Annotated in this window: 22 protein-coding genes; 14 read left to right on the top strand and 8 right to left on the bottom strand. The window is 59.4% G+C overall.

Annotated elements, in window-relative coordinates:
* Positions 1–92: 92 nt before the first annotated feature.
* The 11 genes from HEP89_RS14120 (at position 93) to HEP89_RS14170 (ending at position 16,791) form a co-directional block, all read left to right on the top strand.
* Positions 93–2,303, top strand: a complete 2,211-nt coding sequence (locus HEP89_RS14120) for a glycosyltransferase family 2 protein (RefSeq protein ID WP_168692309.1) — start codon at positions 93–95, stop codon at positions 2,301–2,303.
* A complete protein-coding gene (locus HEP89_RS14125; protein ID WP_168692310.1) occupies positions 2,300–3,139 on the top strand; it encodes a class I SAM-dependent methyltransferase in 840 nt (279 codons plus the stop codon). The genes HEP89_RS14120 and HEP89_RS14125 overlap by 4 nt, the downstream gene beginning before the upstream one ends.
* The gene (locus HEP89_RS14130; protein WP_197923220.1) at positions 3,139–4,395 is read left to right on the top strand and encodes a glycosyltransferase family 4 protein; all 1,257 of its coding nucleotides are present in this window, start codon (positions 3,139–3,141) and stop codon (positions 4,393–4,395) included. Before HEP89_RS14125 ends, HEP89_RS14130 begins: the two co-directional genes overlap by 1 nt.
* Before the next feature lie 10 nt (positions 4,396–4,405).
* The gene (locus tag HEP89_RS14135) at positions 4,406–5,200 is read left to right on the top strand and encodes a hypothetical protein (RefSeq protein ID WP_145903541.1); all 795 of its coding nucleotides are present in this window, start codon (positions 4,406–4,408) and stop codon (positions 5,198–5,200) included.
* A gap of 6 nt (positions 5,201–5,206) precedes the next feature.
* Complete coding sequence (locus HEP89_RS14140) at positions 5,207–7,468, top strand: hypothetical protein (RefSeq protein ID WP_168692311.1); 2,262 nt, start codon at positions 5,207–5,209, stop codon at positions 7,466–7,468.
* On the top strand, positions 7,465–8,802 hold the full coding sequence (locus HEP89_RS14145) for a glycosyltransferase family 4 protein (protein ID WP_168692312.1): 1,338 nt from the start codon (positions 7,465–7,467) through the stop codon (positions 8,800–8,802). The genes HEP89_RS14140 and HEP89_RS14145 overlap by 4 nt, the downstream gene beginning before the upstream one ends.
* Positions 8,803–8,821: 19 nt before the next feature.
* A complete protein-coding gene (locus HEP89_RS14150; RefSeq protein ID WP_031270444.1) occupies positions 8,822–10,009 on the top strand; it encodes a polysaccharide pyruvyl transferase family protein in 1,188 nt (395 codons plus the stop codon).
* Positions 10,010–10,243: 234 nt separating this feature from the next.
* A complete protein-coding gene (locus tag HEP89_RS14155) occupies positions 10,244–11,773 on the top strand; it encodes a DUF6212 domain-containing protein (protein WP_077291995.1) in 1,530 nt (509 codons plus the stop codon).
* A gap of 6 nt (positions 11,774–11,779) precedes the next feature.
* Positions 11,780–14,581, top strand: coding sequence for a glycosyltransferase (locus tag HEP89_RS14160; RefSeq protein ID WP_168692313.1), 2,802 nt, complete (start codon positions 11,780–11,782; stop codon positions 14,579–14,581).
* Positions 14,582–14,622: 41 nt separating this feature from the next.
* Positions 14,623–15,966: a polysaccharide pyruvyl transferase family protein gene (locus tag HEP89_RS14165; protein WP_062487535.1), complete on the top strand. Its 1,344-nt coding sequence runs from the start codon at positions 14,623–14,625 to the stop codon at positions 15,964–15,966.
* 33 nt (positions 15,967–15,999) lie between these two features.
* Positions 16,000–16,791: a glycoside hydrolase family 16 protein gene (locus HEP89_RS14170; protein WP_286201052.1), complete on the top strand. Its 792-nt coding sequence runs from the start codon at positions 16,000–16,002 to the stop codon at positions 16,789–16,791.
* Positions 16,792–16,867: 76 nt separating this feature from the next.
* Here HEP89_RS14170 and galE read toward each other — a convergent pair whose 3' ends face one another.
* Complete coding sequence (gene galE, locus HEP89_RS14175; protein WP_023003336.1) at positions 16,868–17,896, bottom strand: UDP-glucose 4-epimerase GalE; 1,029 nt, start codon at positions 17,894–17,896, stop codon at positions 16,868–16,870.
* A 349-nt stretch (positions 17,897–18,245) separates the two neighbouring features.
* Between galE and HEP89_RS14180 the strand changes: the two genes are divergently transcribed.
* Positions 18,246–18,713 (top strand): ABZJ_00895 family protein, encoded by a 468-nt coding sequence (locus HEP89_RS14180; RefSeq protein ID WP_168692315.1) that lies wholly within the window; start codon positions 18,246–18,248, stop codon positions 18,711–18,713.
* A gap of 146 nt (positions 18,714–18,859) precedes the next feature.
* On the opposite strand, the gene HEP89_RS14185 is transcribed toward HEP89_RS14180, so the two are convergent.
* The 4 genes from HEP89_RS14185 to HEP89_RS14200 all read right to left on the bottom strand — a co-directional run bounded on the left by HEP89_RS14185 (position 18,860) and on the right by HEP89_RS14200 (position 22,307).
* Positions 18,860–19,093: a hypothetical protein gene (locus HEP89_RS14185; protein WP_168692435.1), complete on the bottom strand. Its 234-nt coding sequence runs from the start codon at positions 19,091–19,093 to the stop codon at positions 18,860–18,862.
* A 150-nt stretch (positions 19,094–19,243) separates the two neighbouring features.
* On the bottom strand, positions 19,244–20,143 hold the full coding sequence (locus HEP89_RS14190; RefSeq protein WP_062487545.1) for a hypothetical protein: 900 nt from the start codon (positions 20,141–20,143) through the stop codon (positions 19,244–19,246).
* Complete coding sequence (locus HEP89_RS14195; protein WP_152509825.1) at positions 20,140–20,976, bottom strand: hypothetical protein; 837 nt, start codon at positions 20,974–20,976, stop codon at positions 20,140–20,142. The genes HEP89_RS14190 and HEP89_RS14195 overlap by 4 nt, the downstream gene beginning before the upstream one ends.
* 17 nt (positions 20,977–20,993) lie before the next feature.
* Positions 20,994–22,307, bottom strand: coding sequence for a hypothetical protein (locus HEP89_RS14200; protein WP_168692316.1), 1,314 nt, complete (start codon positions 22,305–22,307; stop codon positions 20,994–20,996).
* 245 nt (positions 22,308–22,552) lie between these two features.
* Between HEP89_RS14200 and HEP89_RS14205 the strand changes: the two genes are divergently transcribed.
* Both HEP89_RS14205 and HEP89_RS14210 read left to right on the top strand, forming a co-directional pair.
* Positions 22,553–22,729: a hypothetical protein gene (locus HEP89_RS14205; RefSeq protein ID WP_023003345.1), complete on the top strand. Its 177-nt coding sequence runs from the start codon at positions 22,553–22,555 to the stop codon at positions 22,727–22,729.
* 50 nt (positions 22,730–22,779) lie between these two features.
* On the top strand, positions 22,780–23,457 hold the full coding sequence (locus HEP89_RS14210) for an SDR family oxidoreductase (protein WP_168692317.1): 678 nt from the start codon (positions 22,780–22,782) through the stop codon (positions 23,455–23,457).
* A gap of 2 nt (positions 23,458–23,459) precedes the next feature.
* Here the strand turns inward: HEP89_RS14210 and HEP89_RS14215 are convergent, their stop codons facing one another.
* From HEP89_RS14215 to HEP89_RS14225, 3 genes are read right to left on the bottom strand one after another with little or no spacing between them, the layout of a single operon-like run.
* Positions 23,460–24,047, bottom strand: coding sequence for a hypothetical protein (locus tag HEP89_RS14215; protein WP_168692318.1), 588 nt, complete (start codon positions 24,045–24,047; stop codon positions 23,460–23,462).
* Between the two features lie 31 nt (positions 24,048–24,078).
* A complete protein-coding gene (hydA, locus tag HEP89_RS14220) occupies positions 24,079–25,506 on the bottom strand; it encodes a dihydropyrimidinase (protein ID WP_168692319.1) in 1,428 nt (475 codons plus the stop codon).
* A complete protein-coding gene (locus tag HEP89_RS14225; protein WP_168692320.1) occupies positions 25,503–26,786 on the bottom strand; it encodes a cysteine desulfurase-like protein in 1,284 nt (427 codons plus the stop codon). Before HEP89_RS14225 ends, hydA begins: the two co-directional genes overlap by 4 nt.
* Between the last annotated feature and the right edge of the window lie 22 nt (positions 26,787–26,808).

The raw sequence follows: 26,808 nt of genomic DNA on the forward strand, positions 1-26,808 counted from the left end.
GCACCCGGGCACGCGGTCGTCCGTGTGCCCGGGTACCGGCCTTTGGCCTGTGGCCGTCCGCAACTCAGGCCTTAGAACAGTGATGGACAAAGATGCTCGAGACCCTGGGCAAATACGCCGAGGCGGACTTTGAGTCCCCGCATTACTTCCAACTTACGCCGGAGGTTCTTCTTCTTGTCTGGGATCCGGCGCATCAGGTAAATGCTGCGCCCCGGCTTGTGGAGCAGGGCGGTCAGTCCTTCGGCTCCATTGCGAGTGTCCGGCTGAACCGGCTTGATGGCCAGTCGCGAGTCGTATGGGCTGTTTCGCTGAAGGAAAAAACCAGGCTCAGTCTGAAGTTGAGCGCCGGCGCGGTCGGGTCCGAGGCGACGCTTTCTGTCGACGCCGCAAAGCCTGGTCCTGCCGCCGATGCCTTTGCCATTACCAACGGGCTCAGTCAGGCCGCCTGCGCAGTTTTCGTCACGACTTTCCTGAGCGCCTGGTCCGGCATGTTCCGGCTGGGGCGTTCCCGCAGTTTCGTCAATTTTGCAAGAGAGCTGCTGCGCTCCGTCAACGATGCGCCGCCGGTTGTGGATGCTGTCGCGAGCATCGGTTCCGTCCGGTTGCTGGAAACTCTCATCAACAGCGACAGCACCGACATCAAAACAGCGGTCGTGATCGGTGATACGGGTGTTCTGCGATTGGATAGCGGAACGTGCAACACGCCGTACAATGGCGGCAAGAGCAGATTGTTCCTCGGTGCCGTCGACATGCCGCAGCCGCCTGCCAACGGTTTTCTGGTGCTGTCCGGAAGCTGGGGTCTGGCGATCCGGAAACTGGCTACCGACAACGTGAAGCGCACTGTCGGTGCATGGTGGGCCACCAATTCGCGCAAGCTGCCGGAAGTGCGGGACTACCTGGTGTCGGACGTCGGCGCCAAATCCGATGAGGCGCGTGCAGCCATACGGGACCTGCAGGTGAGCGATCCCTTGCCGGCGCGCCGGCATGGCTCGCTGTCAGAAACCGGCTCCTTCTGTGCAGTGGAAACCGCTGTCGCCTGCGAAGCCGGTGTCCTGGTCGGTGGCTGGCTGCGCGATCCCGCCCGTGTCTATCAGGGGCTCGATATTCTTGCCGGTGACGCCGGTCCGGTTGCGCTTGAGCTACACACGTTCGATGGCGTTCTGCCGGAAACCCAAGGCGGTTATGCGATAAAGCGCTTTGTCGCGTTTGCGCCGGTCGGCAGGGCGCTTCAACACAATCTGCAGCCCCGGTTCGAAGTCCGTTTGGCATCGGGGGAGCGGGAACTGCTGGTGCCGCCACCGCAGCCGGGTGACATCCCCGACACGAGGGCGAAGGCGCTTTCCGTCGTGACACCGCGCCATGCGAGCGACAAAGTTCTGGCGACCTGTCTGTCGAATGTCTTGTCCGATATTCAGTCGCGTTTCCGGCAATCAGTCGGTGAACCGTCCGAAGTTCTGTTCGGCAAACCGCTAACCGATCCGACCGTGTCGATCGTGATCCCGCTTTACAAGGTGTTCGAGTTCATCAAGGCGCAGCTTGCGGCGTTTTCCGCCGACAGCTGGCTGGCGGAAAACGCCGAGGTGATTTTCGTGCTCGACTCCCCCGAACAGGTAACCCATGTGGAGGACCTGCTCGCCGGGTTCCATCTTCTTTATGGCCTTCCCGTTCGGCTCGTCGTGATGGAACGCAACGGCGGCTATGCGCTTGCCTGCAATGCAGGTGCGGAAGCAGCGCGCGGGCGCTATCTGGCGATGATCAATTCCGATGTCGTGCCGGTCGAGGCCGGCTGGCTCGAACAGCTGTGTGCCAGCCTGATGATGGACGAGCAGGTCGCGGCAGTAGGCGGCAAGCTGCTCTATGCAGACAACGCCATTCAGCATGCCGGGTTGAAGTTTATCCAGGACGACAAGGGCCGCTGGTTCAACCATCACTACTACAAGGGTTTCCCGCGTCAGTTTCCGGAAGCCAGCACCTCCCGCGAGGTGCCGGGGGTAACCGGTGCTTGCCTCGTTCTGTCGAAAGCCGATTTCGAGACGGTGGGAGGGTTCACGACGGACTTCATCGTCGGTGACTACGAAGACAGCGACCTGTGCCTGAAACTCCGCAAGTTGAATCGCAAGATCTACTATCTGGGCGACGTCGAACTCTACCACTTCGAGCGTGTTTCCATTCGCAAGAACGAAGATTACACGCGCGGTGTCGCCTCTCAATACAATCGCTGGCTCCACCAGTCCCGCTGGCAGGACGACATCGTTGCCCTGATGGAAGCTGCGGAGCGGCGTGAAAAAGGGCTGAGTGCATGAATTCGCCGGTTCTCATCAAGGATGCCACCAGTCTGGTCACATCCCCACTCGGCAGTGAGCGGATTGCAGACCTGCAAGGTTACATCGGCCGTAACAGGTTCCTGCCGGTTCCACCGAGCGAGGACAACTTCGTCGGAGATGGTGACTATCTTGCCATCGGCACGGAGTTTCTGGGCCACTTTATCGACCTTGGGGGCTTGCGCGCGCATGAGCGGGTGCTTGATGTCGGTTGCGGCATTGGCCGGATGTCAGTGCCTCTGACCCAGTATCTGGATCCGGACACCGCCCGGTATGTGGGTATCGATCCGGCATCGGCGGGCATTCAATGGTGCACGCGCAACATCGGGTCGGTCTATCCCAATTTCCGGTTCATGCATCTCGATATCGCAAACGCTCTCTACAATCCCGACGGCTATATCCGCGGCACGGAGATTGCCCTGCCGTTCGCCAACGGCTCGTTCGATTTTGCCATCATGACCTCGGTGGTCACCCATCTGCCGTCGGAAGAGATCCTGCCCTATTTTCGCGAAATCTCGCGCCTCATGGAGCTGGGAGGCAGGTTGTTTCTGTCGGCTTTCGTGATTGCGCCGGACCGCGGGGAAGGCTTGATCCCACGTGTCGTGTTTCGACGCGACGGCGAAGGGCCTGCCTGGTACGGCAACCCGCAAGCGCCGCTCGCAGCGGTCGCCTTCGATGATGGTTTCCTCGACAGGGCGTTGGAGACGGCCGGATTCGAAATCGCCCTGAAGCGGTTCGGGCACTGGCGCGGCGGCAACGGGGCTCCGCATTACCAGGACTTTTTCGTTGCCGTGAAAACGTCGCGGGGGGTATCCTGATGCGGATCCTTGTCTTCGCGCATAATCATCCGGATCTTCACCCCGGCGGGACGGAGACGGTCGCGCTTGACCTGGCAAGGGCCTATCGCAAGGCCGGGCACCAGTCACTGTTTGTCGGTGCGACCAACCACCTGCACCGCGAACCGCATCCCGGTACCAGCTTTCAGGCGATCAGCGACAGCGGTGACGAGTTGCTGATGTGGGCTGGTCATTTCGACCGGTTCAACATGAGCCAGATCGATCTGCAAGCCTTTGTACCGGACATGCGGACACTGCTGGAAAGCTTTCGGCCGGATGTGGTCCATATCCACCATCTGCTGTTGTTCGGTGTCGAACTGCCGGTTCTTATCCGCCGGGTGCTGCCCGACGTGCGCATCGTTATGACGCTGCACGACTATTACGCGATTTGCGCCAACGACGGCGTTCTGATGAAAAGCCCGGACGAAGCCTGTGCCGCGCTTGGGTCGGGAGGGCTGTGCAAGTGCCTGCCCGAAGCAAAGCCGAACGACATGCGTCTACGCGAGCGGTTCATCAAGACGCATCTGGAGGCCGTCGACGAGTTCGTATCTCCAAGCGCGTTTCTGCGTGACGTCTATGTGCGCTGGGGCCTGCCGCCGGAGAAAATCAGGATCATTCGAAATGGCAGACCGGACGCGGCACCGGCCAAGAGCCGGTCGGCTGACGACACGCCCAAAACCGTGTTCGGCTATTTCGGAAACCTGACCCCCTGGAAGGGTGTCGAGGTTCTGCTGCAGGCGGCAAAGCTGTTGGTGGAAAAGGACATGGATTTCGAGCTGCGGATCCATGGCGGTGCTCCCTTCCAGAACCAGGAATTCGTCAAACGCATCGAAAAGCTGTTCGAGGAAACCGCACCCAGAGTGCAGCGCCTGGGGGCTTACAAACCTGATGATGTCGCCGGTCTCATGGAGCCCGTGGACTGGGTCGTCGTGCCTTCTCTGTGGTGGGAAAACGCACCGCTGGTCATTGCAGAAGCACAGCAGCACGGACGGCCGGTGATCACCAGCGGTGTCGGCGGCATGGCCGAGGCCGTCAGGGACGGCGTCGATGGCCTGCATGTGCGCAAGAACGATCCGGTCGGCCTGGCAATCGCGATGGCGACAGCTGCCGGAGATGCCGCGCAGTACCGGAAACTTGCAGCCAACATCCGCAAGCCGCCGTCCGTCAGCGCTGTTGCCGAACAATATCTGCGCCTGTTTGCCGACCGGCAAACCGCGGCGCGTGAACCTGCTGCCTGAGGAAAACGGAATGAGTGTAACCCCTCTTGAACAGGTAAAACCCGGATCGGACGCCAAGCCGCCGCAAGCTGTTGCTGAGGCCAGGGAACAAGCCGTTTCCGCGCGGCTTCAGGGGCGTGTCGATGCATTCGAAAACGGCCGGCTGCTTGGCTGGGCCTGGGATGCGTCGAGCCCGAGCGACCGCATGACCATCCACGTCTTCCACGACGGTGAGCGAGTTCTCAGCAAGGTTGCCGAAACCCAGCGCATCGACTTGAAGCGCAACGGCATCGGCGACGGCCATTATGCATTCGACATCGAGTTGCCCCAGGCCGTTGCCGCAGCACCTGGCGGTCTGACTGTTGTGGCGGAAACCCCCAAGGGGGAAGCGCAACTGAAGCTGCCGCGCCCGAGCGCAGAAGAACGCGCCGCGGAAGCTGCCGTCGCCATGCCTCTGGCAGTGGTGATGGAGAAAGTCGACCGGCTGATCGTGGCGCAGCGCCAAAGCGCTGTTGGCCAGCGTGATGCAACGGCGGTCTTGCGCGAGACGGTGCAGCGGATCGATGCGCTGGCATCGAACGAGGGTGAACTTGGCGAAGCCATGTCCCTTCTGAAAAACGGCCAGGGCGACCTCTCCCAGAAGGTCAAGGAACTGGAAGTTTTCCTGCTGCGTTTCGATACGACGCTGAAGGGGTTCGATGACCGGTTGAAGGTCCTTGGAGAAAAGAGCCGCAACAACCTCAAGGTTCATATCCTGCTGCTGGCGATCCTTCTCGGGTTTGTCGGGGGCATGCTGTTTGCCGCCGCAGGCGGTCTCTGGAGGTAAGGAACGATGGAGCCTGTCGTCACCCTGGAAGGCGTGAAGAAGCTGCCCGCGAGAGCGGAGCGGCAGGCACCTGCGCTGAAGGCGCAGGGGAGCGCAGGGGCGCAGGTTCCACTCGACGGTCATTCGGTTCTTTACGTCAACCTCGACCGCGAAACTCTGTTGATCGCCGGGGTGGGGGAAGCCTTTGCCGGCGGGGTGCCGGCTATCCTCAACGAAGACCCGAAGATGGTCGTACCCTGCACGGTGACGGTGCTGCCTGCCGGAAACGGCCTTTCGGGAAAAAAGCGTCCGTTCATCGCTATCCTGTCTCCGGTGCCAGGTTCTGCCTCCCGGCCTGACCGGGTGACGATCCGCAGCCAGGGGCATGCCTACCCCTATGGCGTCAGGCACCAGGCAGAAGATCTCAAGAGCTTCCTCAACAGTGTCGGTGAGCTGTCGCCTCAATCGGTGCCCGATATCGTTGACGGCCTGGTCCAGGCATTGCTTGGCGCGGGAACCACACCTCAGGCAATGCAAACGGCCGCCAGACTTGTCGATGCTGTCGCAGGACGCGACGGTTTCATCGAGGTGCTGGGTGTTTTCGACGCCGGAGATATCTACCTCCAGGGGTGGGCCAAGGGCATGCCGGTGGGAACCAGCCGGGTGTTTGTTTTCGACGGCGCATTAAAACTCGGTCAGCTGGCCGGAAGTCTTTTCGAGCGCAAGGACACCGGTGGCAAGGCACATGGTTTTGCCGGTTTGCTCGAGGTTGAGGGCGGTCTTGATACCCCGCAACTTCGCAAGGTTTTCTTTCGTGGCCGCGCCGGATGGAGCGTGGTCGAGGTTCATGAACACAGGACGATGCCGCCGGCCCGGGCTCTTCCCTCCCACATACGGGCCCTTCTGCCGAAGCTCTCCCCCGCGGGTGACGGCAGGGCCCGGCTGGAGCTGGCGGGCCGGCGGTTCGATGGCCGGGAAACGGTTAGCGAGCTCGACGTCCCGGTTCGTGTCGGTATCGATTTCAGCGCTTCACTGGATCGGGCCGGCGTCCTGTTGTCGGGCTGGCTGCTCAATCCGGAAGACCGTGTCGAGTCGGTCTTCCTGCGTTCGGGCTGCATGAGTTGTCGCCTCGACACGCGCTGGACGACGCAGCTGCGGCCCGACGTGACAAGCGCTTTCGAAACATTGTCACCCTTTCTGAACGGGCCGGATGCACTGCAACGGCACGGGTTCCTTGTTCATGTGCCTGCCGAGGAAATGTCCGGCACCGAGGGTACGTATCTGGAGATCGTGCTGAAAGATGGCAGGTCCGCCTTTGCTCCGCTGGCGCTTGGCAGGGCTTCGCCGCGTTCCGCGCTAAGGCGACTTCTTTCCGGGCTGGATCCGGCAACAGCATTCCGTCCTGATTTTCTGGAGCGCCATCTTCTGCCGGTGTTGCAGGCCAATGATGTGCCCGAACCAGCCATCGTGGAGACGATCGACTTCGGGGCAGTGAATGAAAACGCCGCTTTTGCCGTTGTGATCGGTCTCGACCGAAATTTCGAGAAATCACGTGTCCTGCTGTCGCTGTGTGCGCTTGATCCGCTGCTGCGGCGCGCGCCGGTAGTCCTGGTTGCCTCGCAGGATGATGCGCTGGAGCAGGTTGAAGACTTCAGGCAACTTGCCGGTTTCTACGGTCTCGCCGTCCGCCTGGTGCTGGCGGACCACGTCGAGGACGCGCTCGATGCGCTTCAGGCGGGCGTCGAGGCCTCACCGGCGGAGACGGTTGTTTGTCTGTCTTCCGGCGTGTTGCCGCGCGGTCCGGGCTGGCTGGAGCCGCTGCTTGCGGCGTTTCAGGCACAGGATGCTAGCTGTATTGCAGCGCCCACGCTGCTCTATGAAGACGAAACCATCAGATGGGGTGGTGCCTGGATCGAGCCGGAAGACGGTCGCTATCTGTTGAAGCAACATTATCTCGGTTACCCGCGCCGGACACTTCATGGCGCGGATGTCAGCCCTGTTGCCGCAGCACCGTTCGATTGCTGTGTGCTGCCGAGATCGGCCCTCGCGGAAGCAGGGGGCTTTTCAAGGAAATATCTTGGCACGGACGAGAAAGGGCTCGATGCCGCCCTGCGGCTGAAACTGTCGGGCATCGGTTCGCTCTGGGTGCCTCAGGTGGAGATGATCCACGCCGAGGACGGTCGCCCGGGAGAGCGGTCCTGGAAAAAACTGGTTTCCGAACTCGATCGCCGCAGTTTCGAGCGAACCTGGTCTCCGTTTCTTGCTGACCTGGCAGAGGATATCCGATGACGGCTGCTCACGAGGAAAGAACACCTTCCAAGGCCGCGGCTCTGCGCGTGCTCGTCATTTCTCACGGCCATCCGACACTGTCACTCGGCGGCGCGGAAGTGGCTTCCTACAATCTGCACCAGGGCCTGAAGACCCTGCCGGGAACACAGTCGTTCTTCCTGGCGCGGGTAGGTGACGGCTATCCGCGGCACGGCCAGTCCGCGCTGATGGGTGTCGATGACGCCGATGACGAGCTGCTTTTTCACGCCGACGACTACGATCCGTTCCTGGTGTCCAACCGCAACACCGGAGACCTGCACAGGGACCTGCGGCGGTTTGTGCGCACCCTGCGTCCGGACGTGGTGCATTTCCATCATTTCATCGGCTTCGGGCTAGAGACACTCTACACGGTGCGCGACGCCTTGCCGGACGCCACCATTCTGGTGACTTTCCACGAGTTCCTGTCCATCTGCCATCATCATGGGCAAATGGTCAAAGCAGGTGGCCACAAACTCTGCGAGGCAGCCACACCGATTGCCTGCAACGGTTGCTTTCCGGAGATTTCGCCGGCCAGTTTCCTGCGCCGGCGGCAGTTCATCAAGTCCATGCTCGGGCTTGCCGATGGCTACATCTCGCCCAGCCGTTTCCTGGCGGACCGCTATGTCGCCTGGGGGCTGCCGGCGGACAAGATGACCGTTATCGAAAACGGCCTGAACGTGAGCGAGCAGGCGGCGCAGCGTTCCGTGGCAGCCGGTGGCCGGCGGAACCGTTTCGCGTTCTTCGGCCAGATGACGCCCTACAAGGGGGTGGATGTACTTCTGGATGCAGTCCAGCGAGTTCCCGAAAGCATCTGGGGGGAAGATGCCACGCTGACCATTCATGGCGGCAATCTGGAACGTCAGCCCGAAGCGTTTCGCAGTCGAATTTCAGAGCTTCTGGAAGCGGCCGGATCGCGCGTGCGTTTCGCCGGCAGCTACCAGAACAAGGATATGCCGTCGCTGATCCGGCAAACGGACTGGGTGATGATGCCGTCCGTATGGTGGGAGAACTCACCTGTGATCATCCAGGAAGCGTTCTTCCATGGACGTCCGGTTATCTGCAGCGGCATCGGTGGCATGGCCGAAAAGGTTCGCGACAAGGTCGACGGTCTGCATGCCCGGCCGGCAAGCCCGGAAGACCTGGCTGACCGCATGGCGGAGGCCTTGCGCGATCCGGGTCTGTGGCAACGTCTGCGGACGGGCATCAGGCCACCCAAAACGCATCTCGAAAGTGCCGGCGAGCACGTGACCCTTTATCGCGAGGTTCTAGATGGCGGCCTCGCGTCTCGTCCCGGTGCCCTCATGCAAAGCGCCTGAGAAGACAAAGGAATATGGAATGACACGCGTTCTGGTGATGATACCGTCCGGCGAAGTCTACGATCACAACAATGTCCGCTGGTACAGCCATCAGGACATTCAGCGCAACCTGAACCACTATCACAATATCGGCGATGCCTTCGTTTTCGATTCCTCGCTGAAACTGCTGAAGTACGACAGGCTCGAAACCCTGACGATCCGCGAATTCAACCCGGCGGAAGTCGACCGGTTGCGGGATGAATTCGACTATGTCGTGTTGCGCGGGTCCAACTACATTCACGGCGAGATGGACTGGGAAATGGCGGAGCAGGTGCTGCGCCGGCTCGGGCTTCCGGTTCTGGCTTTCGGAATTGGTGCCCAGGCGCCGGTGGACGGCAAGCTTGTGCTGTCGGATGCCACGAAGAATGTCCTGCGCCTGATTGCAGGTTCGACGACATCTGTCGGCGTTCGCGGTGCCTACACCGCCGAGGTGTTGGAAGATATCGGAATTTCCAACACGCGGATCATCGGTTGCCCGACGGCATTTCGCCACAACGATCCCGGTCTGAGGATTACGCTGCCCGAGATCGACCGTATCCGGAAAGTCGGCCTGACCGTGCGGCGCGAAGTGTCGCCGGCATACGCCAGAGATATCCGGCAGTATCTCACGTTCCATCGCGACCTGATCAAGTCGGTTGCGGCCCGCTTCGATACCGTTCTGATGGCTCAGGGCGAGCTGGAGGAAAAGAAGCTGGTACTTGGAACGCCTGCGCAAAAGGACCAGGCGATCTCCTCGCTTCGGGAGAATGCCTGGGTTGGCGAGTGGTATCTGGACGACGACATCGAGTGCCTCTACCGCAACTCCATGTTCTATTCCGACGTTGTTGCGGACTATGATGCCTGCGTCAAAGCCTGCGACCTGGTGCTCGGATATCGCCTCCATGGCAACCTGATGGCTTTGGCCAATGGCGTCCCGGCGCTTTATTTCACCTACGACAGCCGCACGCGCGAATTTGCGGAGACGTTCCGGATCCCGAGCTTCGACGTCTTCAGCGAGAAGGTGTTCCGCCTGAGCGACTATTGGGATCAGGGCCTCTTTGACCGGTTCAACCGCGCCTATGAGGCCACCTATTACGCCATGGGTGACTTCCTGAGCGAAAACAATGTGCCGCATGTCATGCGGGAGCGTGCGCCGGCGCAGCAGCGGAAGGTGGTAGCTCTCATGTGATTTGATAAGAATATCATTTCGAATTTTGAAGTATTTTATTCGTATTATTTGAGTAATATTGCGATAGAAATGCATATATATTTTGTGAAAAGCAATAAGTAGATAAATATATTTACATAATTCTATGTTGCGCCGCATTATTGTCACAAACAAACATAAATCTTGTGCATGTATATTAGTTGAGCAAGCGGATCTCCGGCAGGGGGACGCTTCACAGTTCAGATGGGGGCTTGCATGACAGTCGTGGCTACACAAGACACGTTTCCCGTTCACAACGCTACGCGTGAGATGCTGCTGCTGAAGGAGCTGACCTTGATCGTCGTGGGCGTATCAAGGCAGGACATTCCCGGGCCGTTGCTCGAGGCGGTCAAGACGGTCTGGTTCGAGGGTGTCGAAGACGACTACGCCCTGTTTTCCGACGAGAGTGCCGGCCGGTACCAGGTGTCGGAAGCGCCGCTTCTGCCACTGGCCGTGATCGTGGATCCGGCTGCAATGGATGCAAAGGACGAACTGCACAAATGGATGCAGCAACGCGGTGTGGTTCAGTTGCCACCGGTTATCGGTTGGGGTCGTGGCGGTGAAGTGGAGGCTGTTTCCTCGATGGTCGGGCTGGTTGCCGATCATGTGAAATCGGGTGCACGGCGCCTGGTTCTGTCCAGCAAGGAGCTGAAGACACTTCGCAGCCTGAACGACGACCTGCAGAACCGGTTTGCCGCACTTGAAGCGTTCCTCAACCGGCATGGTCTGCAGCCGCTGGATCTCCTGTTCAGCAACGAACCGGCCGAAAACCCGCTCAATCCGAATGTGCTGGCAAGTGCCTCCGTCGATGGTGTCAGCCAGATCCTGCCGGTGCCCAGTTCCGGTGTCAGCGGAGTGGCGGTGCATGTCGAACAGACCGGCAGCCGTCCCGACATCAAGCTGCGTGCCCAGTTGATGACGCTGGAGGACCAGAGGATCGTTGATACCTGGCATTTCTCCAGTGGCGATCTGTCCACGGGCTGGAACATCTTCGGCCTGTCGCGCTCGACTGCGGGCCTGCGCAGAACGCTGGAGTTCCGCATGCAGGTTGAAGAGACCGAGGACGAGGTACCGCTTCTGTCAGTCGGTGGTCTGCAGCCGGTCGAAATGTTCCATGTGCGCGATGCCGCCAACGGCTTGTCGGTCCTCAAGAACAGCCTCGCCCTTCAGGTGTGGGGTGGCATTCCGGGCGTTTCCATGCCGCCACACGCCAACTACATTCCGGCGCAGTCGCAACAGGTGAACCTGGACGAAGGCTTCCGTGACATGCCGATCGCCCCGGGCATCCTGGAGCACGCAAGCCTTGCCAATTCCGATGAGGTGTCCTTCGATTTCGAAGCGATCATGCCGTTGCCGACGGAACGTGCCATCGGCTGTCACCCGCCTGCGGAAGGCATGACCATCGGGCAACTTCCGGCAGCTTGTCCGCCGCAGGTGATCCGCATGTCTGCCAAGGCATTCATCGACAACAGCCGCGCCGCCGATATCGATTTCGCCATTGTGGTTGCCAAGGACCTTGGCGCGGCCAAGGCGCTCTTCAAGGGAGAACGTGAACAGTCGGTCGGCGAGGCGTTTTCCGGCTGGAAAACCGTCAGCTACGGCGAGACGGCACATCTGAGCGCCTTTGCAGGCGAGCGGATCGGGGTCTGGCAGAATGTCTATTTTGCCACCCGGATGAACGAAGCGACCGGTAACGATTTTGCCTGGGCGAAATTTGCCAACTTCCGCGCTGTCGTGAGCGGGTAGGCCGGCATGCTCCAGCACACTGGTTCAAGACCGGGCTTGCCGAATGTGCGTTACGCACAGTTCGGCGGCTCCGGCACGGCCTCGGCCACGGTCGCCATCGTCATTCCGGTCTACAAGCACTCGGTCCTTCTGACCGAGGCCATCGACGCGGCATTGGCCCAGCAGGCGCCGTTCAACATCGCGGTCGTGATCGTTGACGATGGTTGCCCCTTTCCCGAAACGGGGCAAACGGGGCGGGCCTATGCGCTCGCCTACGACAATGTCTATTACCTGCGGAAGGCCAACGGCGGTCTGAGTTCTGCGCGCAACTACGGCATCGACTTTGCCTTGCGCAGTTTCTCCGATCTGGAAGCGGTCTATTTCCTGGATGCCGACAACCGGATCACGCCCTCGGCGATCCGCGTTCTTCTCGACTTCATGAAATCCAGTGATGGCGTGGATTGGGTCTATCCCAATATCGACAAGTTCGGGATCGAGTGGAACGGCAATTATACGGCGGAATATTCGCGCCTTCTGCACGTTACCTTCGACAATATCTGCGAGGCCGGCAGCCTGGTCTCCAGATCCCTCCTCGACGCCGGGGTTCGTTTCGACGAGAGCATGAAGTCCGGCTTCGAGGATTGGGATTTCTGGCTGCAGGCGATTTCTCATGGCTTCAAGGGAGCGAACTATCCCTTCTTCGGCTTCGAGTACCGCCAGCGCGCCGAAAGCATGTTGCGCGATTCCAACCGTACCCGTGACAGCATCCTTGGATACATCAAGGACAAGCACAAGAAGCTGTTCTCCACCGAGACGCTGCTTGGCTGGGAGCACGAGGAAGCACCACGGTTCGTCGCATTCGGAGCAGATACCTACCTGGTCGATCTCTTCACCGATCCTGTCGTTGCGCACAAGAAGCGCAGCATCGAGGAATTCGTGAAGACCTTCTGGGCAGCGCAGGCCGAACCGGAAACCTACGGCGTACCTCCGTTTTGGCTGTGGATGTCGCCGGCACACAGGGAAGCACTGAAAAGCTGCGGTCTGCTGCACAACGTCTTGTGGCTGACCGAGCGCCTGTCGGCGTCCCATCATTTTGTCGCGCTTCGGTTCGAAAGCGACAAGGACCGGCTGGCCATCGAGGTGAACGAGTTGGGCGAAGGCAAGGAACTTGCCAAGAAGCCGCTTGGCTGGATGTGTTCGCTCGACATCATGAAGCAATGTGTCGAGGACAAGTCCGACGACTGGATCCGGACATTGAGAGGTGCCAATCCGGCACCGAAGATAGCCGAAGTCGTCGTGCGTGGACCGTTCTCGGCGGAAGACATTCAGGGCACCGCCCTGTCTGCCACAAACAGCCTTCTGGCTACGCTGGGGGCCTTGCGCGAGTCCGGCTATCGCCACGGGCCCGGTGAACGCTGGATCTGGCGTTCTGCCTACTTCCCGAACCGCAGCAAGTATTTCGAGCTGCTGCGGCACAGTGCAGGAGCAGCCCCGATCATGCCGCGTCTTGGCCGTGAGGGCGCGCCCCTCAGGGTCGGTCTGTTGTTGCCGATCGCCACGTTCGGCGGTGTCGAGAAGGTTGCCTACGCGGCTGCCCGGGTTCTGAAAAAAGCCGGGTGCGAAGTCCACCTCTATGTGTTCGGAAAGCCGGTCTACAACCACATCTCCGACAACGACGGGGTGTTCGACACCATCAACTTTCTGGCCGACGACTATCCTCTGTGGGGTGGTCCCAACATGTTCTCCGGCCACGAGTTGCTGATGGGGCATGACGAAAACGCGCGGGCCGAACAGGTTCTCGGGTTCCTGTCCGGCCTTGATGTGGTGATCAACAACCAGCTTGCCCCGGCCAATGCCATTTTCGGCGAACTTCGCCGGCGCGGGGTCAAGGTCGTCAACTACGTGCATGTGCTGGACAGTTCCGAACTCGGCCGTCCGGCAGGCCATCCCTATCTGACGCTTGCCTATGAGCACATCTACGACAGCGTGCTGACCTGTTCGCGGGACATGGCTGAGTGGCTGCACGGCATGGGCGTGCCTGTTGCCAAGCTGCTTCATATTCCGAATGCCGCCGGTTACCCGATGGCACCGGAAGAGGCCAAACGGCTGTCGGACAACCGTCAGCAAGACCGCGATGGCCGCCTGCGGGCCGTGTTCCTGGGCAGGCTGGACAGGCAGAAAGGCATCGAGCGGATCTTTGCTGCGGCTCGTGCCCTGAAGCGCAAGGGTGTCGACATCGACTGGCGCATTGTCGGTTCCGACGTCATGGACGCCGGGGCAGGCGGTTCCTGGAAGGAGCGGTTTGCCGAACTTGGTATCCGCGTCGATCCGCCGATCTATGACAGTCGAAGGCTCAGCCGACTGCTGGCCTGGGCCGATGCCTTCGTGTTGCCGTCCAGATGGGAAGGTGCGCCGCTTACGATCATCGAGGCACAACGTCTTGGCTGTGTGCCTGTCGCCACCGATGTGGGGGCCGTAAGCGAGCTGATCGAGAACAAGGTTGATGGCCTGTTGCTGCGCTCCTCTGACGATGGCGTGGTGACCCATGATCTGATCACGGCGCTCGAAACACTGGCAAAGTCGGAAAGGCTGCTTCGAACCCTTTCGACCAATGCGTCACAGCGCAGTGCAGAGCGCAGTTGGGAAAAGAGCCTGCAGCCGTTCCTGCGGCAATTGCACAACTGGTTCCCGGATCGCCTGCAAAGCATCCGCCGAACCAAGGCGCCGGTGGCGCAGATTTCCAGTTCATCCGAAACGACCGTCCGGGGGAGTGCCGCTGACGGAGCAACGCTCTGGCAGCAACGCGGACGTCAGACGTCCGTCCGGTAATCGAAGGGCCCGAGCCCACATTTTTGAAAGGTGCAGTTCACATGAAGAAGCTCTTCGTTCTCAACGGCGGCGCTGCCGTCAAGCCGGGCAACAAGTCGGCATTTCTGAAAATCGATGATCCCCTGTCGACCTTTGCACGCGGCGGGATCAACACGGGCGACGTTCTCGTCTATGACGCGATGTTGAAGGCACTTGCCTACGACCAGATCACCAACGTGCAGTTCGCCCATGCGGCCGACGAGAAACTCTGGCCGACCGACGATTATGACGCCACCGTCATTCGCGGATCCAACTACCTCACAGAGACGGTTGATATCGGCAATGTCATTCCGCTCCTGAAGAAGCTCAAGGGACCGATCGTCCCGGTGGGTGTCGGCGCCCAGGCGGCGAAATACAAGAAGCTGGAAATGCCGAAAGGCAGCATCGAGGCCTGGAAGATCATCGCCGACAAATGCGAAACGATCGGCGTACGCGGTGTCTACAGCGCCGAGGTCTTCAACGACATCGGCATCAAGAACATCCGGATCATCGGCTGCCCGAGCTTCTACCGCAATCTGAGGCCGTCCATTGAGATCAAGCCGCTGGATCCGGCCAACGCTCGTGTCGGTCTGACGCTGAACAAGTATCTTTCCGCCGACTATGCGTCCAACGCCACCAAGACCAACCGCATGCAACGGGCGCTCATCGAGGCTGTGGCAAAGCGACCGGCCAATCGTCTCTATTCCCAGGGCGAGCGCGAGGAAACGCTGGCAATTTTCGAGACCGGTGAAGCCAAGCAGAAGCATATCCGCTCGATCCTCGGAAAGTACAATCTGGAGGGCGACAAGGATGTCGAGGCGCTGATGAGCGAGCGGATGCAGGCATTCTTCGACGTTGATGAATGGGCGGCAGATGCGCGGGACAATGTCGACGTTCTGGTCGGCTTCCGCCTGCACGGCAACGTCATCGGCCTGCACCAGGGCATTCCCGCGGTGTTCTTCACCTACGATTCCCGCATTCGCGAATTGTCGACGCTGTTCGCGATCCCTTCCGTCGAGATCGAAGACTACATGCCGATCAACCTGGAAAAGATCTTCGAGAGCGCCGACTTCTCCAAGGTTCAGCATGTCTACCGGCTGAATTATGCCGAGTACCATCGCTTCCTCACCGAGAACGGCCTCAACCACGTGCTCGCAAAACCGGTGGCCTCGCCGCCTGAGCAGCCGCTGGTCAAGCCGAACCTTGTGAAGATCGACCAGACGACCGAGGAAGTAACGGACTGGTTCCGGGGCGAGGTCGATTTCATGACCGGTGAGATCGAGACCTTGCGCAGCCGCGCGTGGAACCTGGAGCTGAAGCTTCGCGAGAAGACATCGCCGGACGCCGGCGCGAAACTGGCGAGCTGACCGGTTCGCGGGATCATGAGACGACCCGGACCTGTGTTGAGCCGTCGCCGGTTTCTGACCGGCGCGGCAGCCGGTGGCATGGCGGGTGCGGCGCTTCTTGCGTCGCCCCGCAGCTTGCTGGCCCTGACCTCGAACGACCTGCCTGCCCCTCTGCAGCGGATGGACGGCGACTGGCAACTGACCTTCCAGGATGATTTCGACGACCTCCACCGGTTTCAGCAAACCTGGGACCGCATGCGGATCGGAGGGGACGGTCATCCGACCATGCGCTACCCGAGAAACGTGGTGATGCGGGAAGGCGAACTCGACCTCAAGCTCGGCCATCAGGCCGATCCGAAACGGCCTTTCACGGGAGGCTACGTTCGGACCCGGACCTTCCGCCAGACTTACGGCTATTTCGAGTGCGAGATGCGCATTGCGCGCGAGGCCGGTGTCAACAATGCCTTCTGGCTGATATCCGATCGCGAGACGGAGGGCGACACACATTTCGAGCTGGATGTGGCCGAAGTCAAATATCCGAACATCGTTCAGGTTTCAGCCCGCCGGTGGCGCCCGGAAAAGAAGGTGCTTGCCGCAAGTTACCGGGCGCATATTCGGCTGGACGACACCTTTCACCGCTATGGCATGCTCTGGACCCGGCAGGGATTTCGTTTCTATGTCGACGACATGGAAGTCTTTGACGCACCCAACGATTTTGCTCACACGCCAGCGCTGCTGCTTCTCAGCAATGCGGTCGCGCCCTTTGCCGGCAAGAACGATGGTGACGTTGCCGGAGCTGCAACCAGCATCCGCACCGTGAGAGTGTTTCAGAACACTTCAGCCTAGAAACGAGTGGCATCTGCCAATGAATTGAGCCGGCAAGACCGCTTGCCGGCTCAAACATGTCAGGCGTCAGTCCTGGTCAGGCGACGGTTTCGTAGCCGCGCGGGTTCTTGCAGACCCAGTTCCAGGTGTCTCGGCACATGTCCTCAAGGCCGCGCTCGGCCTTCCAGTTGAGCAGTTTTTCCGCAAATTCCGTGTTCGCGAAACACTGTGCCACATCGCCTTCCCGGCGGGGAGCGATGGAGTAGCGGATCTGTCTGTTGGAGGCCCGCTCGAATGCCTTGACCATCTCCAGCACGCTGTAGCCATTGCCGGTGCCAAGATTGACCGCAAAACAATTGGACGGGGCGGAGCCTGATCCGAGCACTTCATGTGCCCTCAGATGGCCTTCGACCAGGTCGATGACATGGATGTAGTCGCGGATGCCGGTTCCGTCCGGCGTGTCATAGTCGTTGCCGAAGACCGAAAGCTCCTCCCGGCGACCGTCCGCGACCTGGGTGATGAACGGCATGAGATTGTTCGGGATGCCTTGCGGATCTTCGCCCACCAGCCCGCTTTCATGCGCGCCGACCGGGTTGAAATAGCGCAGGATGCCGAAGCGCCAGGAGGGGTCGCTGGCGGCGACATCGCGCAGCATTTCCTCGATCATCAGCTTGGTGCGGCCGTAGGGATTGACGGCGCTCGTCGGGTGATCTTCGGTCAGGGGCAGGAATTGCGGGTCGCCGTAAACGGTCGCCGAGGACGAGAAGATCATTTGCTTCACGCCGCAATTGGCCATCGCCGACAGCAGGCGATGAGTTCCCACGACGTTGTTGTCGTAATAGGCGAGGGGGATCTTGGTGGATTCACCAACCGCTTTCAGGCCGGCAAAATGCACCACCGCCGTACAGCGGTACTGCTTGAGGATTTCCTCCATCCGCGACTGATCCCGGATATCGGCTGTTTCCAGAGATACCTTCGCGCCGGTGATGGCCGCTACCCGCTCGAGACTGACCTGGCTCGCGTTGGACATGTTGTCCACCACAACGATGTCGTGCCCGGCCTGAAGAAAAGCCACGCAGCAATGCGAGCCGATATAACCGGCACCGCCGGTAATGAGTACAGTCATCCAAACCTCTTTTGGCTTCGACGGAGAAAACGGAAAGGAAATTCAGCCCAGAATATCAAACGATTATTGTTGTTCGATGTCATGCATTCATCAGTATTTGTTGGGCTGAAATAAGGCCTCAAGATCGAGGCAAAATGAACATATTTTCGTGGCGTTTTGAAGTGTTACCTGGCGGTTTTGTCGTCAATGCAAGTGTTTCTGGAAATTGCAACTTAAGATTTAGCTTCTATAAGCCGGACGGCCGTCGCTGGAATTCTCCACTATGGAATGCCGGGGCGGGACCGCATGGGGCATGTTTTGCCTGTCCCGGTGCTATCAAAAAAAGTGTTTTCAAGTCCTGGGGGTCATTGTGCAGAAAACTGTTGGATTGGTGAGATTTGCGTTGGTGTACACAGGGCTGTTGATCGCCCTGGCTATTTTCAGTGTCATTCTGGAAACGCTAACCGGCATCAGCGTGAGCGGTTCGGTGAACCAGATTGGTGCCGTATTGGGCGCTTCAAGCGACGCAGGGCGACACTTTTACAAAAAGTACGAAATCATCCCCGACAGCGGTTTCGCCTGGCGGGCCGCTTTTCAGATGACGCTTGTTGAACTGGCCATTTCGGTAGCTATTGCCGGGGTGTTCGTATGGTTTCTTCTTTCGCAAGGCGAACTTGCGAACGGGCTCGGCTCCCTCATGGTCATTGTGGTGCCGCTGCTGATCTTTGTGTTCGCAATTTCCCTGGTTGCGAAACGGTACATGTTTACGAGCGGCGCTCGACATGCAGAAAAAGCCCACCTGAGAAAGCAGGAACAGAGCAGTACTGTTTTCGAGTGAGGTGGAAACGTGTCTGGGGACTTCGCACAGTGCCGCCGCCTTCAGGTGAAAACCAAGGCGGCGGCTCCAGTGGAGATTACCCGGTCGGACGTCCGGAGCATCGATACAGGGTTCAGTGAGGCAGGCAGCCCAATGGCAGCTTCGTGTCAGGAAGCCGCGAAGGTGACCTTCACGCCGCGCTGGCGAAAGTAGGCTTGCAAAAGCTTGCGTCCGGAGCGGTTGTTCTGGACGAGCTTTGCCGGATCAAAAACGGCTTCCTTCTGGCCCTCGCGTTTCAACGTTTCCTTGAGAGCTGCGATATGCAGGTCGATATCTTCGTTGTCAGCCTGCAGGGATTCATAAACGCGGTTCGTTGCTTCCGCTACGGTCAGTTCGCTCAATGGTGCATTCCCGATGTTGTTTAGCTGGCGATTACCACACTTTCCGACCTGTTCCAAAGGGAGTTGATCCTTCCCAACCTGCACGGCTTCGGATGGTTGCTGGCAAAGCAGCGCAGGCACCACATTGCCAGGCTGGTAAATCTCAGCGCTCTACACCCACTGCGAAAGGGCGGCGCGAACATGGGGGTCTCCATCGTCGCGGACCAGGCCGACATCCTCGGCGAGATGCTTGCTGTTGGGCAACAGGGATTGCCAGGCCAGTGCCCGCACCTGCGGCGTGTCATGATGTCTTGCAATGTCGCGCAAGGCCTCATGAAGATCGGTATCGCCCATAGCCGCTGCTGTTTCGAATAACGCGCGCTCCTGCGCCTGGCGATCGACATTCCCGGCAATGAGTTTGCCGAAGACACCTTCCGGCGTTTCTTCCAGGGTCATCTCGTATTGCCGGCGGTGTGCCGGATAGGTCTTGGGCAGGAGCAGGTTGATCGACGCGGAGATCGAAGGCGCCGGGAGCTGCGTGTGAATATCGCGGCTGCCGTAATAGTACATCACCTTGCCTGGCGGCAGCCCGGTTTCCTCCTGAAACCTCAAGGGAACAAGTTCTCCCGGGACGCCGCGCACGTTCTCGTATTCGTAGTCGTACAACTGGGTGCGGTACCCGGGACCGAAAGCGCCGACCGTGAAGAAATCGAAGCTGTGATCATGGGTTTCGTAATAGGAAAAGATTTCAGGGGGATGTTGAGGGCTTGGCGGCATCCACAGGACGGCACGTAGGGAATACCCGTCGCCCTTGTGCAGCATCAAGGTTGACGGTTTGAAATCGTTGTCGACCTGGTAGTTCAGAAAATCCGCCAGACCATCGACAAGCAGACCGCGCAGCACATCTGGATCGCGTGCCAATGCAGCCATCCATTCGGCAACGCGCGACATTGCTTCCGGAGTGTAGCGGGAGGCGCGAAGATCCGGAACAATGCCCGATGCCTCCAGCCTTTCAACGAACTGATCAAGTGTCAGGATTTCTTTCCCTTCGGGAAAATATGTCTCGGTCATGCCGCATCCCCGTCCATTGTTCTTGCAAGGGTTGCTCGCGCCGCTTCGCGAAGCGACGCATCGCGGTCACTGTGCGCCATTTGGTGCAAAGCGGTGAGAGCCTGCTGTGGCGCACAGCGATGAAGCAGCTTCAAGGCATCCCAGCGTGCAAAACCTGCCATGTTCGAATGCACCATTTTGGCCAGCGGTTCTTCAAGTCCATCGATCTGTTGCATGGCCTGAAGCAGTTGGAGAACCATCTGCATGCGCGAGGCATGCAGATCGGTGCTGACCTGCTGCAGTGGCTCCAGTGTCTCGCGGTCGAAGGTCCAGGTGCTGTGGGCCCGTGGCGGGGAATGCACGATCAACAACGGCGCGATCGGCGTGGCGGCGGCAATGTCGATGATGTCGCCGAACGCCGGGGCGTCATAGACGTCATGTGCCTTCAGCACGAGGTCGCTTTCCCGGCGCTTGAGGCTGGGCGGGCGCTGATGAAGGTTGTTGCGATCCAGCCCGCACTCCAGCCGCGGTATGTGCACATCATTTGGTGACAGGTTCAACACGAAGGCATCAAACTCGTTGGCGGTGTAGACCGGTTGCCGGCCACCTTGTCCACTGAAGCGCAGCATCAGGCTGAACTGATCGGTTCGGCACAGGTAGACGTTGCCTTCCCGCTGTGCCGGCAAGCTGCCGCGTTCGCGCACAACGTGCAGCAGATCCAGCAACAGGCCGTTTATGCGTTGCGGATCGAGTGACCGCAGAATGCTGCCCAATTCGATGAATGAATCTATTTCGCCAGAAGGTGGGGTAAGGGCCTCGATCAAGTGTTGATATGGATTGTCTGTCTTCATCATCACACCTCCGCGTTGTTTCAAATGACGCTCAGAGGACGGATCTCCGGAAGCCGCCTTCGAGCAAAAGCATAGGATATCAAACCCTTGCCCGCCAAGACCAAACCGGTCACGGCGGCCATGCCGTTGTATGAAAAGAGGTAGGTGGCGATGAACCCGCCCCCGAGCACGATAACGAGACTGACCGTCGAAATACGGGTCGCGACCTGTTCGTGACCCATGGTCTGCAGCATCACGACGGACTGCCGCGTCAAGGCTTCAATGAAGGCTCCGGCGGCAACCATCGCGAGTGCAGTCGTTGCTTCGGAAAACCCCGGGCCAAATGCATTCAGAATGAAATGTCCACCGATAAGCATTCCGGCCAGGAGCAGCGAGCAGGCCCCCAGGACGACGGCATTCGACTCGTTGATTGCCTTTTGCAATTTGGGACATTGCGACCGGTCGTCGGCGGCAGCACCGCACAACGGGCGGATCATGAAGGATATGGTGGTCGGGATAAGCTGCATGATGCGCACCACCAGCAGGACTGCCGCATATAGACTTGTGGCGGCTTCGTTCGGCGAGGCGATTTCGACTATGAAGAGGTCGAGGTGCCACAACATCAGTGAATTGACCCGCATGATCAGCATTCGATTGCTGGTCCGTGACCAGGCCCTGTGGTGTTCGGGGGATGCGCCCCGCGCCGGTGTCCACCATGCACCGTATATCTCGGGCTCAACGGTCCGAAAGATGAAGGCATGCAGGAGCCCCAGGAACACAAACGATACCACGAGGATACCGATCATGACGCTGCTGCTCGAGACCGACAGCCGCAGCCCGTACACTGCCGCGGCGACACAGAAAAGCAGCACAAGATGAAGGGCCAGCGAGCCCAGGATGCTCCCGGTTCGCGGGTACCCGCTGGCGACGAGATATCGGTCGGTCAGAAGCGAAAGTGCGGCAATCGGGGCAATCCAGATACTGTGAAAAGCCAGATGGTACTCTTCGAAGCGCTTGTAATCGGCCAGATGTGTTGCAAGTGCGATTGCCAGAAACACTGCATAGACTGCCAGGATGATTGAAAAGCCGAAGCGTATCCGGGTGCGGTTCCAGGCACAGTAAGCCCGAATACCCTCGAGGTTCACCGTTTTACGCATGGTGGGAAGGTAGCGTGAAGCCACCATATCCGTTCCGGACAGTGACAGGGAGGCCAGCAGGGACAAGAGGGCGAATGCAACCTGATAGTCTCCGAAGAGCTCTGTCCCGAGCATGTTGGACAGAAGCAGGTTCGTCAGGAGAGCCAACCCGTAGCCGGCTATGCTGATCACGGCCAATTGTACTGGTCTCGATGTCATGCAGAGACCCGCGATATCGGCATCCACGCCAAAACGTGCCGCTTCCGTTGAAATTCGAGCCCGTCAGTTGCCTTCGACACGCAGTCTTCCTGTTGATCGTTTCCGGTTGCAATTTATCAGTCTATCGCCGTCTGGCAGCTGAAGTCGCTTTTAGAAAATTCACCACATCGCGAGTTCGCTCTGGACAATCTAGTAGGTATGAGTGCAGGATTGAAACTGCAAATTGCAAACAAGGAGCACTAGATATGTCTGAAGCGAAAGCAAATATCGAGCGCAATACCGAAGTTGAAGCCGACATCGAGTTTGTCGATCCGTCGGAAACCGTTGCACTTGCCGGCTCCACGCCGCGCCAGTTGACGGGGCAAGAAGCAGGTCGTGTGGTCGGATTTGGCTGCGACGAGGATAAAACCACAGGTCGCTGATACCGGGTCTGCCGTTTTGGCTTCCCGGTTGAATCAGTACCGATAAACGCATGTCACGAATTTTGCTGACAGGCGCAAGTGGTCGGGTTGGGCGAGCGTTGATCGAACGCCTTGCCAGCCCGGAATTCGAGTTTGCCCTGGTCGGGCGCAGTGCGGAGTCTCTTCGGCAATTGTCGGATGAGATACACGCCAGGGGCGGAACCGCCCATATCATTGAAGCAAATCTCTCTTCAAAAACCACACCCGAAACTGTTGTCCAGCAGGCGGCAACTGCAATGGGCGGGCTCGACGTCCTGATCCATGGTGCGGCTGCATATGGGTTCCGGCCCTTCGCACAGTCTTCACCGGAGCTGCTCCTGCGCGTGCTGGAAACCAGTCTTCAGTCCGCCATCCTTCTGACCCACGCCGCCATTCCGGCGTTGAAGCTTTCAAACAACGCCGTCGTCGTGCAGATCGCGTCTACCGCCGGTCTTCGGCCCGTTACTGAAGCCGTTGTCTACAGCGCAGCTAAGGCTGGAATGATCGCGTTCGGCCAGGCCTTGCGGTCAGAGGTGGAGGGACTGGGTATTGCCCTGCACACCGTCATACCGGGCCAATTGCAGCTTCAGCCCGGGGGCACCGGGCTTCCGCCCGCACATGTTGCCCAATGCATTCATGAGCTGATCCTGCAGCGGGCAGCCGGTTGCGCCGGAACCGATGTCATTCTGGACGAGACGCCTTCCGAATAATCCTATGGATCATCGCAGCCGTTGTATTTGCCACCTTTTCTGGCCTCGACGAATGTCTTCCAGTCACGCCAGCCCTGGGCACAATGAAAGCCCCATTCCCTCACGCGCGGCCCCGTGATGAAGAGGGTCCAGGCCGGTTCGGTGAGGACGGGAGACAGACGGTGCGCGAAGCGGGATTTACGGAGTACGACATCTCCGGCACGCAGTTTGCGCACCTTCTCGCCTTTACGGGCAGCGAAAGTCTCGTCGATCGTGCCGGCCAGCATGATCGACACGCTCGGCCAGGGGTGGTCGTGCAGGGCTGCCTCGTCGTCAGCCCGTACGACATTGTGTAAATACGCGTTGATGAGCGGGTTCTTCGGCCACAAGCGCCAGCGGAAAATATACGGGGCGTCCGGATCACCCACTAACTGATCAGGCGGCCTGTCGACAGGCAGGAGCCGCCTTTTTAGCCGGGAGGCTAAAGCAGACATTCGGATCATCTGAAAATCCTCGCCGACCTGACCGTCGGTGTCAATCCAGATCCCTGCCCGGGTGAAATGGTCTGCGTTTCTTTTTCCGGTTTGTGGCCCAGCATCATCAGCCGCCAACAGCGACACGCCGGATGATGCCGGGCAGGACTTACAGGCTGGTTTCGCCGTTGATCAGATTGCTCCGTTTACGGGGAAGATACCTGCCCCGGCCCTTGCCAAGAACGGGCACACCTTTTTCCATCACCAGGTCGCCGCGCAGAAGAACCTTCACGGGCCATCCGGTCACCTCCATGCCTTCGTAAGGCGTGTAGTCGGCGCCATGGCCGAGGTCGTCGTTGGTGATGGTTTTCCTGAGTTCCGGATCCCACAGGGTCAGATCGGCATCCGAACCGACCGCGATGGTGCCTTTCTGCGGATAGAGACCATACAGCTTGGCGTGGTTGGTGGACGTCAGCGCAACGAATCGGTTGAGGTCGATCCGGCCGGTCTTGACGCCTTCGGAGAACAATATCGGCAGTCTGGTCGCAACGCCCGGAATGCCGTTCGGGATCCATCTGAAGGACTGCATTCCCTTCTCGGTCTTCTTGCCGCCAGGGTCGTCAAATCGGAACGGGCAGTGGTCGGAAGAATAAAGGTCGAACACGCCGTTTTCCAGACCGGACCAGCAGGCGTCCTGGCTTTCTTTGTCTCTGGGAGGAGGCGAGCAGACGAATTTCGCACCCTCGAAATCCTCAAGATCCAGATCGTCTGCCGTCAGAACGAGATATTGCGGGCAGGTTTCACCGGCGATCTTCTGGCCTCTCAGCCTTGCGCGCGAGATTTCCTCCATCGCTTCGCGGTTCGAAACATGGACGATGACGATCGGGGTATCGACGATTTCGGCCAGAGACAGGGCCCGGTGTGTTGCCTCTCGCTCTGCCGCGATCGGGCGAGACGTGGCGTGGTGGTACGGGGCGGTGTCGCCATCTGCTTCACGCCGTCCGATCAGATAGCGGATGGCATCTTCGTTTTCGCAATGAACCAGCACGACCTGTCTGGAGCGTTTGGCCGCGTCCAGCGTGGCCAGGATCTCGTCATCGCGAAGGCGCAGGCCTTCGTAGGTCATGAACACCTTGATCGACGTATAGCCTTCTTCCGCAAGCGCCGGCATTTCCTGGCCAAGCACATGGGGCGTCGGGTCGGAGACGATCATGTGAAAACTGATGTCGGTGAAACAGTTGCCCTCCGCAAGGGCATGATATCCCTTCAACGCCTCGCGCAGGGTGTCGCCTTTCTGCTGAAGGCAGAAAGGCATTACTGTCGTGTTCCCGCCAAGAAGCGCCGACCTTGTTCCGCTTTCGAAATCGTCCGCCATGACAATGCCTTCGCCTGACGGCTGGGCGATATGGACGTGACTGTCGATGCCGCCCGGCATCACGAGCAAGCCGGTCGCGTCGATGGTCGTGGCCGCTTCCTGCAGATCACGCCCGATTGCCACGATCTTGCCATCCGTAATGCCGATGTCTGCCTGATAGACATCGGCTGCGGTGACGATGGTGCCACCGCGCACCACTGTGTCGAAGGAATGTGCCGTCATGCCGATGCTTTCACAGGTGCTGTTCCGGACGCTTTTTGACCGAGGGTTTCATCCAGGGCGTTGGTCAGGCGATCGACTTCTTCAAGCGTGTTGTAATGGACCATGGACAGGCGCACGACGCCTCCGGCTTCGGCCAGCCCGAGGTCTTCGATCAGGCGCCGGGAATGGAAGTCACCATGGCGGATCGCAACATGGTATTCGTCGATCTTTCGGCACAGTGCCTCCGGCGCCCAGCCTTTTGCCGTGAAGCTGATGGTCGCTATCCTGTTGCCGTTTCCAACCGTGTCACGCCCCACAATCGTGATGTCCGGGTGTTGCTTCGCCCAGTCGAGAAAGCGCTTGGTCAAGGCAATCTCTTGCGCCGCGATGGCAGAAAAGGCGGTCTCGATCAGGGCGCGCGGATCGGACGAGGCAGGGGCTCCGCATCGTTTCCCGAGTTCCTGCAGATAGGCAGTGATGGCTGTCAGCGAATAGGCAAGTTCATAATTCGGATTGCCTGCTTCCAGTTTTCCCGGGACTTTGTCCTTGCCGTAAAAATAGTGGTAGAGCGTGTCCAGCTCCAGAAGGTGGTCGTATTTGCCGTACATCATCGCGATGTGCGGGCCAAAGGTCTTGTACAGGCTGAAGATGTAGTAATCGACGTTCAGTTCCTGCACGTCGATCGCCCGGTGCGGCGCATAGGCGACCGCGTCGACGCACAGTCTGGCACCTCTGTGATGCACATAATCGGCGATTTCGCGAACGGGATTGACTTCACCCAGGATGTTGGAAACGTGGTGGACCGCAACGAGCCTGGTGCGTTCGTTCATCAGTTTGCCGAGATCATCCAGGTGCAGGGTCAGGCTGTCCTTGTCGAGCTGCCAGAAGATCACCTTGATGCCGAATTCCTCGAGCCGCAGCCAGGGGCCGATATTGGATTCATGGTCCGCGTTGGTCACGATCACCTCGTCCCCCGGCGCCAATTGGCGGCGCATGGATTCGACAAGGTTCTGCATCAGCACGGTGGTGGAATGGCCGAAGACGATCTCTTCGGGACGGGAGGCGTTGACCAGAAGCTGACCGGCCTTGCGCGCTTCCAGGAGGGCTGCCGCCGCGGCCTTCGAAACTTCGTAGCTACCGCCGATCTGAACGTTTTTTTCGAGCAGGAACTGTTTGATTCGCTCGACTGCCTGGTTGAGGATCTGAGATCCGCCGGCATTGTCGAAAAAGACCCAGTCCGATTTCAGTCCCGGAAATTGATCCCGGACCCAGGCGATGTCCAGTTGTGCATTGTTTGGCATGGTTGGCTCCAGCAAAGGCAGT

Source organism: Labrenzia sp. 5N (assembly GCF_012395805.1).
Lineage (GTDB): Bacteria > Pseudomonadota > Alphaproteobacteria > Rhizobiales > Stappiaceae > Roseibium > Roseibium algicola.

What these genes read in the sequence shown, in the direction of transcription:
- HEP89_RS14120 (WP_168692309.1), top strand. Translation starts at nt 93, where the DNA reads ATGCTCGAGACCCTGGGCAAATACGCCGAGGCGGACTTTGAGTCCCCG.
- HEP89_RS14125 (WP_168692310.1), top strand. Translation starts at nt 2,300, where the DNA reads ATGAATTCGCCGGTTCTCATCAAGGATGCCACCAGTCTGGTCACATCC.
- HEP89_RS14130 (WP_197923220.1), top strand. Translation starts at nt 3,139, where the DNA reads ATGCGGATCCTTGTCTTCGCGCATAATCATCCGGATCTTCACCCCGGC.
- HEP89_RS14135 (WP_145903541.1), top strand. Translation starts at nt 4,406, where the DNA reads ATGAGTGTAACCCCTCTTGAACAGGTAAAACCCGGATCGGACGCCAAG.
- HEP89_RS14140 (WP_168692311.1), top strand. Translation starts at nt 5,207, where the DNA reads ATGGAGCCTGTCGTCACCCTGGAAGGCGTGAAGAAGCTGCCCGCGAGA.
- HEP89_RS14145 (WP_168692312.1), top strand. Translation starts at nt 7,465, where the DNA reads ATGACGGCTGCTCACGAGGAAAGAACACCTTCCAAGGCCGCGGCTCTG.
- HEP89_RS14150 (WP_031270444.1), top strand. Translation starts at nt 8,822, where the DNA reads ATGACACGCGTTCTGGTGATGATACCGTCCGGCGAAGTCTACGATCAC.
- HEP89_RS14155 (WP_077291995.1), top strand. Translation starts at nt 10,244, where the DNA reads ATGACAGTCGTGGCTACACAAGACACGTTTCCCGTTCACAACGCTACG.
- HEP89_RS14160 (WP_168692313.1), top strand. Translation starts at nt 11,780, where the DNA reads ATGCTCCAGCACACTGGTTCAAGACCGGGCTTGCCGAATGTGCGTTAC.
- HEP89_RS14165 (WP_062487535.1), top strand. Translation starts at nt 14,623, where the DNA reads ATGAAGAAGCTCTTCGTTCTCAACGGCGGCGCTGCCGTCAAGCCGGGC.
- galE (WP_023003336.1), bottom strand. Translation starts at nt 17,896, where the DNA reads ATGACTGTACTCATTACCGGCGGTGCCGGTTATATCGGCTCGCATTGC.
- HEP89_RS14190 (WP_062487545.1), bottom strand. Translation starts at nt 20,143, where the DNA reads ATGACCGAGACATATTTTCCCGAAGGGAAAGAAATCCTGACACTTGAT.
- HEP89_RS14195 (WP_152509825.1), bottom strand. Translation starts at nt 20,976, where the DNA reads ATGATGAAGACAGACAATCCATATCAACACTTGATCGAGGCCCTTACC.
- HEP89_RS14200 (WP_168692316.1), bottom strand. Translation starts at nt 22,307, where the DNA reads ATGACATCGAGACCAGTACAATTGGCCGTGATCAGCATAGCCGGCTAC.
- HEP89_RS14205 (WP_023003345.1), top strand. Translation starts at nt 22,553, where the DNA reads ATGTCTGAAGCGAAAGCAAATATCGAGCGCAATACCGAAGTTGAAGCC.
- HEP89_RS14210 (WP_168692317.1), top strand. Translation starts at nt 22,780, where the DNA reads ATGTCACGAATTTTGCTGACAGGCGCAAGTGGTCGGGTTGGGCGAGCG.
- hydA (WP_168692319.1), bottom strand. Translation starts at nt 25,506, where the DNA reads ATGACGGCACATTCCTTCGACACAGTGGTGCGCGGTGGCACCATCGTC.
- HEP89_RS14225 (WP_168692320.1), bottom strand. Translation starts at nt 26,786, where the DNA reads ATGCCAAACAATGCACAACTGGACATCGCCTGGGTCCGGGATCAATTT.